Here is a 16,271-nt window from a genome sequence, read left to right as displayed (position 1 = left end):
AGGAGACATCGTAGTCGAGCGGCCACCCACGCCCGTTCCCGTGAACTAGAATCCCATCGGTCAGGAGAGCGCTTCCCTTGCGGAGGCCGCCGAAGGCGCAGGAGGTTGCTCACGCAGCCCTGAACGCTCAGGCAAAAGGACTGGCAAACATGGGCTGCGAAGCCCGTGTACCCCCCTGGAGAGAGGCCGCTCCTCGAAGCGGCCCACCGAAGGAGCAAACGCGGCATCGCCCGCGTGAATCTCTCAGGTAAAGCGGACAGTGGGGCAGCGCACGGATGAACCGTGTTTCGCCCCACCGGGGCCTGCCCCTTTGCCCGAGAGCTTTCCGTGTCCGACGCCGAACTCCTCCAGACCCCGCTGCACGCCCTCCACCTCGAACTCGGCGCCCGCATGGTGCCTTTCGCCGGCTATTCGATGCCGGTGCAATACCCCACGGGCCTGATGGCCGAACACCTCCACACCCGCAAGGCCGCCGGCCTGTTCGACGTCTCGCACATGGGCCAGCTCAAGCTCGTCGGCCCCGACGCCGCGGCGGCCTTCGAATCGCTCATGCCGGTCGATGTGATCGATCTCGGCGTGAACAAGCAGCGCTACGGCCTGCTGCTCAACGACGAGGGCGGCATCATCGACGACCTGATGTTCGTCAACCGCGGCGATCATCTGTTTGTCATCGTCAACGGTGCGTGCAAGGTCGGCGACATCGCGCACATGCAGGCCCGCATCGGCTCGCGCTGCCAGGTCATCCCTCTGCCCGACCGCGGCCTGCTCGCGCTGCAAGGCCCGCTGGCGGTGGACGCGCTGCAACGCCTCGTGCCCGGCGTCGACAAACTGGTGTTCATGACCGGTGGTGCCTTCACCTGGCAAGGCGCCGACCTGTTCATCACCCGCAGCGGCTACACCGGCGAAGACGGCTTCGAGATCTCCGTGCCTGGAGACCGCGCCGACGCCTTCGCCCGCGCCCTGCTCGGCCAGTCCGAGGTCATGCCCATCGGCCTGGGCGCGCGCAACTCGCTGCGCCTCGAAGCCGGCCTGTGCCTCTATGGCAACGACATCGACACCACCACCACCCCGGTGGAAGCCGCGCTCAACTGGGCCATGCAGAAAGTGCGCCGCACCGGTGGCGCGCGGGCGGGCGGCTTCCCAGGCGCGGCGCGCGTGCTGGCGCAGCTCGACGGCACCGAAGCCCTGCCGCGCAAGCGCGTGGGCCTGGTTGCGCTCGAACGCGTGCCGGTGCGCGAACACACCGAACTGCAAAGCATGGACGGCGAGACCATTGGCGAAGTCACCAGCGGCCTGCTCGGCCCCAGCGCCGACAAGCCCGTGGCCATCGGCTATGTGAGTCCGGCGCACGCGGCCATCGGCACGCGCGTGCAGGCCATCGTGCGCGGCAAGGCCGTGCCCATGGAAGTGAGCGCCATGCCGTTCGTGCCCACCCGCTATTACCGCGGCTGAGAATTCCTTTCCGTCTTTCCGTTTTTCTTCCTCTTATTTCAAGGAGCCTCCTCATGACGATCAAGTACACCGAAGACCACGAATGGATCAGCGTTGACGGCGGCATCGCCACCGTCGGCATCACCGTGCACGCGCAGGACGCGCTGGGCGACGTGGTGTTCGTCGACCTGCCCGAAGTCGGCAAGACCTTCGCGCAGAAAGACGTGGCCGGCGTGGTCGAGTCCGTGAAGGCCGCGGCCGACGTCTACATGCCCATCAGCGGCGAAATCACCGAAGTCAACGAAGCCCTGCGCGCCGACCCGTCGCTGGCCAACAGCGACCCGCTCAAGGCCGGCTGGTTTTTCAAGGTCAAGCTGTCCGACCCCGCGCAAGTCGACGCACTGCTCGACGAGACCGCCTACAACACGTTTGCCGCAGGGCAGTAAGAGAAACCACCCCAGCCGCCGGAGCCTTTCATGCTGATGCCCTCTGTCAAACCCCTCGGTGAACTCGAGAACCCGTCCGAATTCGTGGCACGCCACATCGGCATCGGGCAAGCCGATGAAGCGCTCATGCTCTCGGTCATCGGCGAGGCTTCGCGCCGCGCGCTGATCGAAGGCATCGTGCCGCGCAGCATCGCGCGCAGCCAGGGCATGCAGCTGCCACCGGCCGTCACCGAAGCCGCCGCGCTGGCCGAACTGAAGGCATTGGCGCAGAAGAACCGCGTGCTCAAGAGCTTCATCGGCCAGGGCTACCACGGCACGCACACACCCGGCGTGATCCTGCGCAACGTGCTCGAGAACCCCGCCTGGTACACCGCGTACACGCCCTACCAGGCCGAAATCTCGCAAGGCCGCATGGAAGCGCTGGTCAACTTCCAGACCATGGTGACCGACCTCACCGGCATGGCCATCGCCAACGCGTCCATGCTCGACGAAGCCACCGCCGCCGCCGAAGCCATGACGCTGGCCAAGCGCTCGGTGAAGGCCAAGGGCAACACGCTGGTGGTGTCGGGCGACATCCACCCGCAGATCATTGAAGTGGTGCAGACCCGCGCGAAACCGCTGGGCCTCACGGTGAAGATCGCCATGTCCGGCGAAGAGTGGGACAACCTGCTCGCGGGCGACGACTACTTCGCCGCTTTCACGCAATACCCCGCCTCCAGCGGCTGGCTGCAGGACTGGACGCAAGACGCCGCTATTGCGCACGGCAAGAACGCCGCCTTCATCGTGGCCGCCGATCTGCTGGCGCTCACGCTGCTCAAGTCCCCGGGTGAGATGGGCGCCGACATCGTGGTCGGCACCACGCAGCGCTTCGGCATGCCCATGGGCGCGGGCGGCCCGCACGCCGGCTACATGGCCTGCCGCGACGAGTTCAAGCGCTCGCTGCCCGGCCGCCTGGTGGGCGTGAGCGTGGACGTGCACGGCAAGCCCGCTTACCGGCTCGCATTGCAAACCCGCGAGCAACACATTCGCCGCGAGAAGGCCACCAGCAACATCTGCACCGCGCAGGTGCTGCCAGCCGTGGTGGCCAGCATGTACGCCGTGTACCACGGCCCGCAAGGCCTCAAGCGCATCGCGCAACGCGTGGCGGCCTACACCGCCATCCTGTCCAAAGGCCTGGCGCAACTCGGCTACACCGACACGCACCACAATGAAAAAGGCGTGTTCGACACGATCAGCCTGCACACCAAGGAACACACCGACGCCCTCATGGCGCGCGCTGTGGCCGAAGGCGTGAACCTGCGCAAGGCCTGGGACGAATACATCATCATCTCGCTGGACGAAACCACCACGCGCGACGACATCCAGCAGTTGTGGACGATCTTCGCACCGTATGGCCAGGCGCTGCCCACGTTCGATGCGTTCGAAAAAGGTGTGGAGCCGCTCATCCCCACCGACCTGCGCCGCACCAGCGACTTCCTCACGCACCCGGTGTTCAACTCGCACCACAGCGAAACCGGCATGCTGCGCTACATCCGCGCGCTGTCCGACAAAGACCTCGCGCTCGACCGCAGCATGATCCCGCTGGGCTCGTGCACCATGAAGCTCAACGCCACGAGCGAGATGATCCCCATCACCTGGCCCGAGTTTGCGAACGTGCACCCGTTCGCCCCGGCCGACCAGTTGCAGGGCTACCAGTTGCTCGACGAACAGCTGCGCGCCTGGCTCTGCCAGGCCACGGGCTACGCCGGCATCAGCCTGCAGCCCAACGCGGGCTCACAAGGCGAGTACGCCGGCCTGCTGGTCATTCAGGCGTACCACGCCTCGCGCGGCGAGAGCCACCGCAACATCTGCCTCATCCCGAGCAGCGCGCACGGCACCAACCCCGCCAGCGCGCAGATGGTCGGCATGCAGGTGGTCGTCACCAAGTGCGACGACAACGGCAACGTCGACATGGCCGACCTCCAGGCCAGGTGCGAGCAGTACAGCGACAAGCTCGCGGCGGTGATGATCACCTACCCCAGCACGCACGGCGTGTTCGAAACGACCGTCAAGGAACTCTGCGCACTGGTGCACCAGCATGGCGGCCGCGTGTACGTGGACGGCGCGAACATGAACGCCCTGGTGGGCGTGGCCGCACCGGGCGAATTCGGTGGTGACGTGAGCCACTTGAACCTGCACAAGACCTTCTGCATCCCGCACGGCGGCGGCGGCCCGGGCGTGGGCCCGGTGTGCGTGGTCGACGACCTCGTGCCCTTCCTGCCCGGCCACGCGGCGGGCGGCCTGGCGGTGAACGGGGTGGGCGCGATCAGCGCCGCACCGCTGGGCAACGCGGCCGTTTTGCCGATCAGCTGGATGTACATCCGCATGATGGGTGCCGATGGTTTGAAGCACGCCACCGAAGCCGCCATCCTCGCGGCCAACTACATCAGCAAGCGCCTGGCGCCGCACTACCCCACGCTGTACGCCAGCGCCAACGGCCACGTGGCGCACGAGTGCATCCTGGACCTGCGCCCGCTCAAGGACACCAGCGGCGTGATGGCCGAAGACGTGGCCAAGCGCCTGATGGACTACGGTTTCCACGCGCCCACGCTGTCGTTCCCGGTGGCCAACACGCTGATGGTGGAACCCACCGAAAGCGAAACGCTGGACGAGATCGACCGCTTCATCGACGCGATGATCGCCATCCGCGAAGAGATCCGCCAGGTCGAACAAGGCCACTGGCCGCAGGACGACAACCCGCTGAAGAACGCGCCGCACACCGCCACCAGCCTGATGAAGGCCGACTGGCCACACCCCTACGGGCGCGACGTCGGCGCGGCCAGCGCATCCACCCGGGCGCAAGCCAAGTACTGGCCGCCCGTGGGCCGTGTCGACAACGTGTACGGCGACCGCAACCTGTTCTGCAGTTGCGTGCCGCTGAGCGACTACGCGGGCGACTGAGCCCGGCGGTTCACTTGCCGCCCGCGCGCCACTGGCGGCGCCAGATGGCGTTCAGGTCGATCAGCATCGGCCCGGGCGGCTGGCCAAAACTCTGCTCCCGGTTGTTCTGGTGCACCAACCCATACACGCGGCCCTGCGCCGCGTCGTATAGCAGCACCGCGTTGTTGTCGCCGCAGTCGTGCGGCATGCAGAACGCGGCCACGGTGTAGTCCACCCCGCCGATGCGCTGGCGCGTGAGGTCCGGTGCGGGGCCGTTCATCTCGGCCAGCCAGGGCGTGCGCGCCAGCGGCCCCAGGGCCCTCATGTAGGACGGCTTGAACGCCGGATCGCGGATCAGCTCCGACGGGTGCCTGGCCGTGCCGGACGCGATGGGTGCCCGGGCCGCTGCCGCGGCCTGCTTCGCCTCTTGCTGCTGCGCCACCGCCTGCTGGTTGGCGGCAGCGTTGCAGTGGCGGAACTTCGCCTTGCCCAGCGCTCCGAGATTCTTCATGACCGCCGGGTCGCCATCGAGCTGGATGAACTGGCCCCTGGCGTCGGCATTGACCGAGGCGATCACATCGAACTTGCCTTGCACCTGCCCCAGCAGCGCCACGCGGAACTCCGGCGGCGGGTTGTTGCCGAAATAGCTGAACGCCGAGTCCAGGTTGGCCACCGTCATGCGCTGGTTGCCCTGCTCGATCAGCATCTGCCGCTCCTGCACCAGCACCCGCGGCGAATCGGGTCGCGCGCAGTCCACCGCGTAACGCCCGCCAAAGCTGGTCATCACGTCGGGCCGCAAGCCTTGCGCGCTCGCCGTCGACGCCGCCATCAGCCCGAGCACGCCCAACCACCCCACGCTCCACCACCTGTTGCAGCCAGCCATGTCGTTCTCCTCGTGAACGTCCGACCCTGATCCGCGCATGCTAGACCTCGGCCGTGGCGGCGTCCACTCCACACAGCGCCCCCGGACAAGCCCCACGCCGTAAGATCAACGCTCCCCATGAACACTTCCTCCCCCCGCGTGCTGAGCCTCATCCCGCCGATGACGCAGCTCAACACGCCCTACCCCTCCACCGCCTACATCACCGGCTTCCTGCGCACGCGCGGGGTTGACGCCGTGCAGGCCGACCTGGCGCTGGCGCTGGTGCTCCAGCTCTTCACCGCCAAAGGCCTCGACGCCATCCGCGAGCGCGCCCTGGCCCAACCCGAAGCCGATCGCAGCGGCAGCGTGCACGCCTTCCTGGACCAGTTCGCGCGCTACCGCAGCACCATCGCCCCCGTCATCCGCTTCCTGCAAGGCGGCGACTCCACCCTGGCCCACCGCATCGCCGCGCGCGAACTGCTGCCCGAAGGTCCGCGCTTCAACGCGCTGGAGGTGTACGTGGACGCCGAACTTGGCGAAGAAGGCGGCGATCCACTCGCCTGGGCCTTCGGCGCCCTCGGCGTGCAGGACAAGGCGCGCCACCTCGCCACCCTGTACCTCAACGACCTGGCCGACGTGCTGCGCGACGCGGTGGACGAGCGCTTCGCCTTCGTGCGCTACGCCGAATCGCTCGCCAGCAGCCAGCCCAGCTTCGACCCCATGGCCGATGCCCTTGCCGCGCCCTTCACGCTGGTGGACGAGGTGCTGCACACGCTCACGCTCGCCACGCTGGCCGAACACAAGCCCGACGTGGTGCTGCTCTCCGTGCCTTTCCCGGGTGCGTTGTACGCAGCGCTGCGCATCGCGCAGACCATCAAGGCGCACAACCCACAGATCACCATTGCGCTCGGCGGTGGCTTCGTCAACACCGAACTGCGCGAACTCGCCGAGCCGCGCGTGTTTCACTTTGTGGACTACGTGACGCTGGATGCGGGCGAGCGGCCGTTGCTGGCGCTGCTGGAGCATCTGCAGGGCAAACGGTCGAAGCAGAGGCTGGTGCGCACCTTCGTGCGCGAAGAAGACACCGGTGCCGTGCGCTACATCAACTTCGTCGAGCCCGACGTGTCCTTCGAAGACATCGGCACGCCCACCTGGGACGGTCTGCCGCTGGACAAATACCTGAGCCTGCTCGACATGCTCAACCCCATGCACCGCCTCTGGAGCGACGGGCGCTGGAACAAACTCACCGTGGCGCACGGCTGCTACTGGAAGAAGTGCAGCTTCTGCGACGTGAGCCTGGATTACATCAGCCGCTACGAAACCGCGTCCGCGTCCACGCTGGCCGACCGCATGGAAGCCATCGTCAATGAAACCGGCCAGACCGGCTTCCATTTCGTGGACGAAGCCGCGCCCCCCAAGGCGCTCAAGGCCCTGGCCGACGAGCTGCTGCGCCGGCAGTTGCCGGTGTCCTGGTGGGGCAACATCCGCTTTGAAAAAACCTTCACGCCCGAGCTGTGCCAGGTGCTCGCCGACAGCGGCTGCATCGCGATGAGCGGCGGCCTCGAAGTGGCGAGCGACCGGCTGCTCACGCTGATGAAGAAAGGCGTGTCCATCGAACAGGTGGCGCGCGTCACCAAGGGGTTTTCCGACGCGGGAATTCTGGTGCACGCCTACCTCATGTACGGCTTCCCCACCCAGACCGTGCAGGACACGGTGGACTCGCTCGAATACGTGCGCCAGCTGTTCGAAAACGGCTGCATCCAGAGCGGCTTCTTCCACCGCTTCTCCTGCACCGTGCACTCACCCGTGGGCCTGGATCCGGCCGCGTACGGCATCGAGTTGATACCGCTGCCCGAGGTGACGTTTGCCAAGAACGACATCGGCTTCATCGACCCCACCGGCGTGGACCACGATGCGCTGGGCGTCGGGCTTCGCAAGGCGATCTACAACTACATGCACGGGATCGGGCTGGATGAGGATGTGCGGGGGTGGTTCAGTCACTTGCATGAGCCGGTGCCGCGCACGCGGGTGAAGAAGCGGTTTGTGGAGAGGGCGTTGGAGTTGCAAGAGAGAGGTTGACACCTTGCATGGCAACCTCCAATTTCCATGGTGAAAGTTCAGCTTTCGGAAGATTTGATCAGAATTTGCTTAGATTGGTGGTTATACAACTCACCGCGAAATTCTTTACTAGTTGTGCCGAAGGGGTATGCGAGACATCACGACCTTATCTCTAGGCTCAGGAACTCCAGCCTCTTCGAGAAGTTTATAAAATGCTTTTGCCATTTCTCGCGGATGATTGGTCGGTCCAATGATGATGCGATCAAGAAATTTTGGTATTTCCAAACCGAACAATCCTTCCTCTGGAAAATCCTTTAAGGGAATCTTATAAATAACTTGAGGAGTACCGCCGACTAGTTCAACCGAACAGGCAAGCCTATCTGATTTTTCGAGCACAGGGGAATGGACGACGCGCCATTCCATCTCCTCTTCAAAGCCTGGATGCTTAGTACAAAGCACGGCCGTTCGAAACATTTGAAATATCCAGCCCTGAAGAGCACTGCTACCCACCTCGCGCAGATATTCAAGTTCATTATTCACATTGTCGACAATCGATGCAAAATGCTTCGTAAAATTTTCACGATCTGCGTAGAGGACAGGATTCGAATAAATCTGCAGAGCATCGGACTCCCTAGCCAAAACACCACCATTAACGACAATAGCAACGCCTGTTTTACCTCCATAAGCACGCCACATTGAAAGCCGCCCAAGCTCATCTTCACTGCTTCTATGCTCAGAAAAGCACGTGAGGTATGTTTGGGTTTGAAAGTGGGGTCTCCATGCATCAAAAGATTCTTCTACCGCAGCTCGTAATTTGGGGGAAATCAAATTCAAACAGGATTGGAACCTTTTGCCAACATCGGTATATTTGTAGGTATTAGTCAGACAGTCCAATCCATGCTCAACCTCTCGAAAATCGTTCATGAGTGTGGTGCTGCGCATCCATACCTCCCCCTTGCGAAGTATAGACATGGCCACTTCGGCACTTGTATAGTGAACAAAGCGCGCGCCATGACTACGGATGTTGCTGAACTTCTCCCAAGCATAGGGATAAAAAATAGCATTCATTCGGTCGACATTCACAATCATTCGATTTTTTCCCAGGTTTATTTCTTCTGTCGATCGCATCTATCGAGACGCAATAGTTACGCACGCCACCTAATCCATCACCATGGCCGATAGGGAATTGAAGAATTTTGCACAGTATTCATTCCAGAAACTTTGGGAGAAAAAAACTCTTGGAATGATCGCATCGAAAGGTTAGTGTGAACCGTTGGTCCCAAATATGCTTCATCAATGCAGAATTTCCCACCCGCATCATGAGGCAAATCCAGTGCCATATACGGCACTAACATGGAGGCGCCCATGCGATACCCTGTACCTGCTCGCACGGGGCCGGGTTGAAGCGAGGAAACCAAGCGCCATTCACATTCCTCGTGAAAGGCAGCATTCTTTAACAGCGCCGCAATTCTGAAGAGATCTCTTTCTGTGAGGTCAAAAGCTGGATAGTAGTCTTGCCCATGAGGACAACTAACCGTCCTTCCAAACTCAAGAGCATGGTCAGCGATTGCCCGAACGACACGGCCAGCAATAGCCTTTTGCGCGGTTCGCTCATAGATGCATTTTCCAAGCTGGAAGGTTTGATCAAGATTCTTTAGATGCTCAGTATTAAAACCGAGACTGACACCTTTACCATCTGGACAATAACCCCTCCATTGGCTAAGCTGGTTTCCTCGCTCACTGAAGCAGACGACATACTGTGAGGAACCTTCAAGCAAGCGCCAACGAATCCAATCAATCATTTGATAAAAAACCGCTTCACCAGCACTCTCATGCTTCGATTGAATATCACATGCTTGTACCAACAGGTCACAGGCATTTTTTAACTCCTGTGCGTCTGACATAAACCTGATCTCAGATGCCCACAATTGTCCTTTGGTGAGAATTGACAATACGCTGTCCAAGGACGTGTAGTGATAAAGACGCTGTGGCGCGGGAATGGCATAAAGTGCGTCAGCTTGCTGGCGAATTCGCATCCGTTGTGTTCCTTAAGTATGTGATGGGCTGTGCGGCTCGCGCGTATCGGTAGTTCGAGCATGCAATATCACGGACCGAGTACCCTTCGTTCTACGCTATTGTTTCAAGTGATTCTGCGATACCCAATTGATTGCAGAGCAAGCTTGTACATCGCTTGACGACGCCTGTATGCCTGTAAACGCTGGACGTCTTTCAGACGGATGTCGGCTCGAGAAGTGCCACAGGGGCAGGTGCCAGCACTGCCACGCAGGGTCCGAAAGCGCTTTCAGCTAACGGTAGGCTTCAAGATGGGATTTAGCTGGTGGGCCTCAGTAGCTCCCAAGCCTCCACCCCAAGCGCATCCGCCAAACGCTCGATATTGCCCAGCGACACATTCCAGACGCTGCGCTCGATAGCCGACACATACGTCCTGTCCAGCTCACAAGCATGAGCCAGTGCTTCCTGCGACCATCCCCTCTCAACCCTCAGCGTGCGCACATGCCACGCAAGTGTTCCTCTCAGATCACTTTTTGCGGGCTTCTTCTTGGGAGGTGTTGGTTTTGCAGACACCTTGCGAGGATTGCAAACTGATATATTTGCATCTACGGAGTTTGCTACTCATATGTGAGGGATTTTTGACTTCGTGTCACGCAACCCAGGAGGACCATGAGATCGCCCAACGATGCAACCACTACCGCGCCAAGCAACGTATGCACGCGCGCCGAAACCGCACCACTCGCCCCTCACCTCTTCACGCTGGCCCATCAAGCCGCCAAGCAGGTGTCCCACCTGTCCACCACGCTGGACACCCAAGCCTTTCTCGACAGCATGCTCGAACCCGAGAACGAAGAAGACAAGGCGGCGCTCTTCGCGCCGCTGCCGCAATTGCTCGTCTTGAAACACGCCCTCAACGCCGACATGCAGCGGCAGGTGAAAGCCTTGGCGCACACCACCGATGCACTGTGCGCCTGCGCCGGTGTGGTGGGCTCCCTCTCGCTAGCGGATGAGCGAGTCCCCTGAAGATGCGCCGTGAGCTTCGATGTCAGGGCTTTTGGGGACACACGGCTTAAGCCAGAGCCGCGGATTTGAGCGGCGCGGTCTTGATGATCCCCGCCCGCTCAAGCTCGGCAATCTCCTCGTCGCTCAATCCAGCCCTGGACAGCACCGCATGGCTGCCCTCCCCCAGCGCCGGTGCGCCCGCTTCGCTCGCGCCACCATCCTGCTCCGCCGCAAAGCCGATGCCCCGCGTGCGCACTTCGCGCCCGTCCTGCCGAAAGCGGTAATCGGGCAGGTTCACGCAACCGGTGTCGTCCACTTCCTGCAAAAATTCTTCAAGCTTGCGCACGCGGCCAGCGGGCACGCCGGCGCTGGCCAGGGCGTCTTCCAGTGGCGCCGCGCTGCGCAGCGCAAAGGCGGCTTGCAGTTGAGCGGCGACATAGTCGCGGTCGTTGGGCACCACGAAGCCATTGGGCGCGTTGAACGCCTTCAGGTCCAGCGCGCGCGCGTCTTCGCACAGGGCTTCGACGCCGAGTACGGCTGCCAGCCTGCGGAACTGGGCAGGCGTGTTCGCCGCCACGGCGATCCAGCCGTCCGCGCACTGGTAGGTGTCTGCCGCGGGGCTGCCGGTGTAACCACGGTTGCCCACGCGCCGCGTCGCGGTGCCATCGGTGAGATAGGCGCAGGTATTGGGGTACATGAGCATCAGCGAGGCCTGGACCATCGAGGCGTCGATGTACTGTCCGCTGCCTTCCCGGGCCTTGCGGTGCAGCGCGGCCACGATGGACAGCGCGCCCAGCATGCCGACCGCCACGTCGATCACCGGAAAACCGACCTTGAGGGGCGGTGCATCCTCGCCCTCGCCGGACATCATCATCATCCCGGTCAGCGCCTGCACCACGTGGTCGTAGGCGCCGCGCTGTGCCCAGCTGCCTTGCTGGCCGAACCCCGAGATCGAGCAGTAGACGATGTCTTCCTTCACGGCCTTGATGGACGCGTAGTCCAGGCCGTAGCGCGCCACCACGCCAGGGCGGAAGTTCTCGATGAACACATCCGTGGACGCCGCCAGCGAACGGATCAACTCGGCACCAGCCGCCGTGCGGATGTCCAGCGCAAGGGATTGTTTGCCGGCGTTGATCACGGAAAACCCCGTGGGCGTGTCGGTGTCTTCGCCGCCCTTCATGGAGCGCATGACTTCACCGGCAATGGGCGGCTCCACCTTGATCACTTCGGCGCCGAGCTGCGCGAGGTAGAACGACGTGAGGGGCCCCGCGATCACGTGCGAGAGATCGAGAACACGGATGCCTTCAAGTGGTTTGGACATGGTGCCTGTCTTTCGTTCAACCAGCGGTGATGCCGGTCAGTTTGATGATGTCGGCCCACTTGCGGAATTCGCCGCGGACGAAGGCCGCGTCGGCCTGCGGGCTCGCGCTCTGGGTCACGCTGTTGCCGGACGCTTCGAACTGGGCCGCGATCGCCGGTGACTTGAGCGTCTGCGTGGCAGCGGCGTAGAGCTTGTTGACCGCTTCGGCCGGCGACTTGACCGGCAGCCACAGGCCAAACCAGAACTCCTGCACGGCCAGGTCGCTGCGCAGCACCGACTGCAAGGTGGGCACCTGCGGCAGCTGTGCCATGGGTGCCGCGCTGGTCACGGCCAGTGCGCGCAGTTTTCCACCCTTGACCTGCGGGATCGCCGTGCCGGCGATGGTGAAGGCGAAGGCGCTGTCGCCTCGCAGCAGCGAGAGCGGTATTTCGACCGATCCTTTCAGGGGCAGGTGCACCGCGCTTGCGCGCAGCAGCGAAACCAGGGTGGCGCCGCCCAGGTGGGCCGCTGAACCGATGCCGCCCGAGCTGTAGTTCATCTTGCCGGGCTGGGCCAGCAGCGCGGCGATGAGGTCCTGCACGGTGCGGTAGGGTGAATCGGCCGCCACGACGAGCACACTGGGCGAGGTGCCGACGACCGTGACGGGCGTGAAATCGTTGACCGGGTCGAACTTGAGGCTGGGCTGGAGCGCCTTCTGGATCAGGTGCGAGTTCGAACCCATGAGCGCGGTATAGCCGTCGGCGGGCGCCTGGGCCACGTACTGCGCGGCGAGCACGCCACCCGCACCGACCTTGTTCTCGACCACGATGGGCTGGCCCAGCGCTTCGCCCAGGCTGGGCGCCAGCTGACGCATCTGTACGTCCGGGCCTCCGCCAGCGGCATAGGGCACGATGATGCGCACCGGGCGCGAGGGGTAGTTGTCGGCGGCATGCGCCGCGCTGCTGGCCATGAGGCCCGCGCCCAGGGTGCCCAAGGCGCCCAGGCACAGTTGGCGCCGTTTCATGCTGGGCCCTGCCGATGGGGCCGGTGACGTGAACATCGTTGTCATCTTGTCTCCTTGTGGTTGTGAGGAGATGGTAGGCACGGCGCCCATAATCTGGAAATATCCAATACGAAACCGGCCATTCGGAACCGATATGACAAGCTCCGCGCGCATCAACCGCCTGCAGATACGCCATCTGCAATTGCTGGACCGCATCGAGAAGCTGGGTTCCTTGAGTGCGGCAGCGGCGGCCATCGGCGTGAGCCAGCCGCGCGCGACCAACATGCTGCGCGAGATGGAAGACGCCTTGGGCTGTGCGTTGCTCGAACGGTCATCGCGCGGAACACGGCTGAACGCGGCCGGGTCCATCGCGCTGGAGCGTCTGCGCATCGCGCTGGGTGCCCTGGACGGTGTCTCCGTTGCCCTGCAATACCGCGAGCCCAAGCCCGTGGTTCGCCTGGGCGTGTTGCCGCTGGTGGGCACCGACCGGCTGTGCCGCCTCGTGGCCGATCTGGAAGCCGACGACACCATGCCCAGGCTGGTGCTGAGGGTGGGGACCGTTGGCGAGTTGTTGGCGATGCTGCAGGCGGGTGAGGTGGACTGCGTGATCTGCAGCCTGGACACCAGCCGCGCCGCGGTGCCGGACGGCGAACGCCTGCACGTGCGCAATCTGTGGGAAGAGCCCGTCTTGATCGTGGCGGCCAAGGACAACCCGCTGACCCGCCGGCGCAAGGTGAGCTTGAAGGATCTGCTGCAACACCCCTGGCTTCTTATGGCCGGGCAAAGCGCCAACCGCCAGGCGCTGGAGCGGAAATTCCTCCAGGCCGGGCTGATGCCCCCCGAGCCTCAGGTGGAAACCGATTCGCCGCACATTTGCATCGCGGTGGTGGGCGCGAGCCAGATGGTGGCGGCGGTGCCCGAAAGCGCCTACCGGCAGGCGGCGGACCGCGTGCGCCCGGTGCGCGTGGACTGCGTCTTCCCTGCGTCGTGGATCAACCTGATCACCTTGCGCGACGTGCCCATGCTGCCCTTTGTCGAGCAGCTGGAACAACGCCTGGTGCGGGCCGTTCGTTAGACAACCCCTGAGACGAGCAAACCCTCAGAAACCCACTGCGTACGTCACCAGCGCCGTGTTCGTGGCCGTCGACGTAAAGGCCTCCTTGCGATAGACCCACTGCGCGCTGAGCTGGTGAGTCTTGTCAAAGTCGACCAGGAACCCCAGCGACGCGACCGGGCGGGTCTTGCGCACCTTGTCGTTGAAATCGAACGACTGCAGAGCGGTGACACCGAGGGCACCGTAGTCGCTGGACTTGCGCGACTGGTCGTGTTCGACACCCAGGAAACCCGTGAGCGTGAGCCGCGGCGCCATGCGTCCCGCGAAATGGGAACCCAGCAACACGGACACCGAACGCTCCTTCAGTTCACCATACGACAGCGGCGCCGTGACGCTGGCCGACGCGGCCTCGGCGTACGCGCTCCGTTCGATCTGGATGGCCCGCACACCCACGTACGGGCTGATGCGCCAGGTGTCGTTCACACGGACACCGTGGCTGAAGGTGAGTTGCGTACCGCGTGAGCTGAGATCGGCGGTGCCACTGCCCGGCTCCGAACTCGCCACCACCGGGCGCGTGATGTCGACCTTCTTCTGGCCTTGTCGGTGGGCCAGCCTGACCTGCGCCCCATCCCCATCGGCCTGCGCGTTCCAGACGGCGAACAGGCCCACATCGGGGTTGCCACGGCGGATGCGCACGTTCGCGTCGCCCGTGGCATTCAGGGTCTGCTCCACATAACCACCCAGCCGCAGCGTGGGCCGCACGCGGTAGGACAGCGTGACGATGCCCGACAGCGCCGTGTCGGCCGGTCCTTGCACCGACGTGCTTCTGCCGCTGGCGGCCACGCACACGCCTTTGCTGTCGAAGAGTGCGCAGTCGTAGCTCATGCCGGGGTTCAGGTAGGCCGTCTGCACGGCGAACGCGCTGCGCAAACCGGACGCGTTCACGCGCATGGCGCTTTGCGTGTCGACCGCTGTCGGGCCGGGCGGCAGGGCCGAGGCAAACACCAGGTCGTAGTTGACACCATCGAAGTTCAACGTCCACGCGTAGCCGCCGTAGGTGCCCGAGGTGTTGTTCAACTGGGTGGCGTCCAGGCCAGTGAACACGTCTTCATACGTGCCCGGGGCGACCACCGAGCCGGTGTAGATGCCGACGTTCATGCTGCCGCCGCTCGACACGGCGGACAACTTGCCGTAGTCGCTGGGGCTGAGGATGACGATGTTGTAGTTCGTCGGCAGCACGCTCTGGTTCATGGCCAGCGGCGCGTTGCCGCCCTGGCGGTTGTTCAGCGTGTGGATCGGTCCTGTGTTGTAGATCGACCTGAACTGGCCCGTGATCGTGCCCATGTTGGTCAGCGTGCCGATGGTTCCCACGTTGTAGAAGTGGAAACCCGGTCCGATGGTGCCGTTGTTGACGAACTCGGTGATGCTGCCCTGGTTGAAGAGCGTTTCGTCGCTGGACGAGATCGTGCCGTTGTTGATGAAGGTGATGCCCGTGGCCGATGGCTTGAACCAGACACTCATCGAGTTCCAGGTGTCCAGCGTCACCCCCGCGCCAACCGTGATGGTCTGGTTCGGGTTGTTGATGACCAGTGCCGAGCAGTTGACCGTCACGTCGGCATCGGGCGTGCAGGTGAGGGGTGCGGCCTCGGCTCGAGCGATCAGGAGGCAGGCCGTCAGCGTGGATAAGGCACACACGGACACAGGGCGACGGCTGGCCAGGCGGGCAGTGGCGCGTCCAAAGGTGTATTTCATGAGGGGTCGGTCGATGAAGTTCGAATCGGGTCGGCGCGCACTGCGCCACCTCGGAAACGATACGCCAACGCCGCTGCGGCATTGCCCGGAAATGGCCTCGGTTGACCGCCTTGTTCCATGTTCATACGATGAGAGCCGCTGCCCAATCTTCTGGAGGCCGTATGGACGAAGACCTGGAAACGCTGTCGCGCGAGCAGCTGGTCACCGAGATCACAAAACTGCGCAACGCCATCCGCACGCACAGAGACGCCACGGGGCACGCGCTGTGCTGGCACCACCCCGGTCTCTGGTCACTGCTGCCCGAGAAGGTGTCGCCCGCGCTCGAAGTGCCGGCGTGGCCTCAGTTCATGCGGGGCTGTGTGAGGTACCGCCAGTCGCTGGACGATCAGCTCTCGACAGTGAAGCGAACGAGCGAGGAATACAAAGGCTGA

At 63.4% G+C, this 16,271-nt stretch carries 14 protein-coding genes and 2 riboswitches; of the genes, 7 read left to right on the top strand and 7 right to left on the bottom strand.

All coding sequences use genetic code 11. The features are described 5' to 3' along the window. Positions 1-51 precede the first annotated feature (51 nt). Positions 52-153, top strand: a riboswitch (glycine riboswitch). A gap of 12 nt (positions 154-165) precedes the next feature. Next, positions 166-270: riboswitch (glycine riboswitch) on the top strand. A 57-nt stretch (positions 271-327) separates the two neighbouring features. The 3 genes from gcvT to gcvP are packed head-to-tail and all read left to right on the top strand — an operon-like array spanning position 328 to position 4,817. Further along, positions 328-1,452, top strand: a complete 1,125-nt coding sequence (gcvT, locus tag FFS09_RS04425) for a glycine cleavage system aminomethyltransferase GcvT (protein ID WP_137917652.1) — start codon at positions 328-330, stop codon at positions 1,450-1,452. Positions 1,453-1,505: 53 nt separating this feature from the next. Continuing rightward, complete coding sequence (gcvH, locus tag FFS09_RS04420) at positions 1,506-1,877, top strand: glycine cleavage system protein GcvH (protein WP_137917651.1); 372 nt, start codon at positions 1,506-1,508, stop codon at positions 1,875-1,877. Between the two features lie 30 nt (positions 1,878-1,907). Then, on the top strand, positions 1,908-4,817 hold the full coding sequence (gene gcvP / locus FFS09_RS04415; protein ID WP_137917650.1) for an aminomethyl-transferring glycine dehydrogenase: 2,910 nt from the start codon (positions 1,908-1,910) through the stop codon (positions 4,815-4,817). Between the two features lie 10 nt (positions 4,818-4,827). Here the strand turns inward: gcvP and FFS09_RS04410 are convergent, their stop codons facing one another. Then, positions 4,828-5,679: an Ivy family c-type lysozyme inhibitor gene (locus tag FFS09_RS04410; protein WP_171019870.1), complete on the bottom strand. Its 852-nt coding sequence runs from the start codon at positions 5,677-5,679 to the stop codon at positions 4,828-4,830. Between the two features lie 117 nt (positions 5,680-5,796). Here FFS09_RS04410 and FFS09_RS04405 point away from each other — a divergent pair, with 117 nt between their 5' ends. Continuing rightward, positions 5,797-7,737 (top strand): B12-binding domain-containing radical SAM protein, encoded by a 1,941-nt coding sequence (locus FFS09_RS04405; RefSeq protein ID WP_137917648.1) that lies wholly within the window; start codon positions 5,797-5,799, stop codon positions 7,735-7,737. A 108-nt stretch (positions 7,738-7,845) separates the two neighbouring features. Here FFS09_RS04405 and FFS09_RS04400 read toward each other — a convergent pair whose 3' ends face one another. The 3 genes from FFS09_RS04400 to FFS09_RS04390 all read right to left on the bottom strand — a co-directional run bounded on the left by FFS09_RS04400 (position 7,846) and on the right by FFS09_RS04390 (position 10,230). Continuing rightward, entirely contained in the window at positions 7,846-8,805 is a 960-nt protein-coding gene (locus FFS09_RS04400; protein WP_171019869.1) for a DUF2971 domain-containing protein, read from the bottom strand. A 77-nt stretch (positions 8,806-8,882) separates the two neighbouring features. Continuing rightward, positions 8,883-9,752 carry a DUF2971 domain-containing protein gene (locus FFS09_RS04395; protein ID WP_137917646.1) on the bottom strand — a complete coding sequence of 290 codons (870 nt, stop codon included), beginning with the start codon at positions 9,750-9,752 and terminating at the stop codon, positions 8,883-8,885. A 295-nt stretch (positions 9,753-10,047) separates the two neighbouring features. Next, positions 10,048-10,230 carry a helix-turn-helix domain-containing protein gene (locus FFS09_RS04390; protein ID WP_354595868.1) on the bottom strand — a complete coding sequence of 61 codons (183 nt, stop codon included), beginning with the start codon at positions 10,228-10,230 and terminating at the stop codon, positions 10,048-10,050. Between the two features lie 168 nt (positions 10,231-10,398). Here FFS09_RS04390 and FFS09_RS04385 point away from each other — a divergent pair, with 168 nt between their 5' ends. Beyond that, complete coding sequence (locus FFS09_RS04385; protein ID WP_137917644.1) at positions 10,399-10,752, top strand: hypothetical protein; 354 nt, start codon at positions 10,399-10,401, stop codon at positions 10,750-10,752. Positions 10,753-10,798: 46 nt separating this feature from the next. On the opposite strand, the gene FFS09_RS04380 is transcribed toward FFS09_RS04385, so the two are convergent. After that, the gene (locus FFS09_RS04380) at positions 10,799-12,052 is read right to left on the bottom strand and encodes a CaiB/BaiF CoA transferase family protein (protein WP_137917643.1); all 1,254 of its coding nucleotides are present in this window, start codon (positions 12,050-12,052) and stop codon (positions 10,799-10,801) included. 16 nt (positions 12,053-12,068) lie between these two features. Then, a complete protein-coding gene (locus FFS09_RS04375) occupies positions 12,069-13,055 on the bottom strand; it encodes a Bug family tripartite tricarboxylate transporter substrate binding protein (RefSeq protein ID WP_137917642.1) in 987 nt (328 codons plus the stop codon). A 133-nt stretch (positions 13,056-13,188) separates the two neighbouring features. Between FFS09_RS04375 and FFS09_RS04370 the strand changes: the two genes are divergently transcribed. Then, a complete protein-coding gene (locus FFS09_RS04370) occupies positions 13,189-14,109 on the top strand; it encodes a LysR substrate-binding domain-containing protein (RefSeq protein ID WP_171019868.1) in 921 nt (306 codons plus the stop codon). Between the two features lie 24 nt (positions 14,110-14,133). On the opposite strand, the gene FFS09_RS04365 is transcribed toward FFS09_RS04370, so the two are convergent. Further along, on the bottom strand, positions 14,134-15,840 hold the full coding sequence (locus FFS09_RS04365) for an autotransporter domain-containing protein (protein WP_137917640.1): 1,707 nt from the start codon (positions 15,838-15,840) through the stop codon (positions 14,134-14,136). 161 nt (positions 15,841-16,001) lie between these two features. Between FFS09_RS04365 and FFS09_RS04360 the strand changes: the two genes are divergently transcribed. Then, positions 16,002-16,271, top strand: coding sequence for a hypothetical protein (locus FFS09_RS04360; protein ID WP_137917639.1), 270 nt, complete (start codon positions 16,002-16,004; stop codon positions 16,269-16,271).

This window comes from Hydrogenophaga sp. 2FB, from assembly GCF_005503365.1.
Taxonomy (GTDB): Bacteria; Pseudomonadota; Gammaproteobacteria; order Burkholderiales; family Burkholderiaceae_C; genus Hydrogenophaga.
This window is presented reverse-complemented; position numbering and strand designations above follow the sequence as displayed.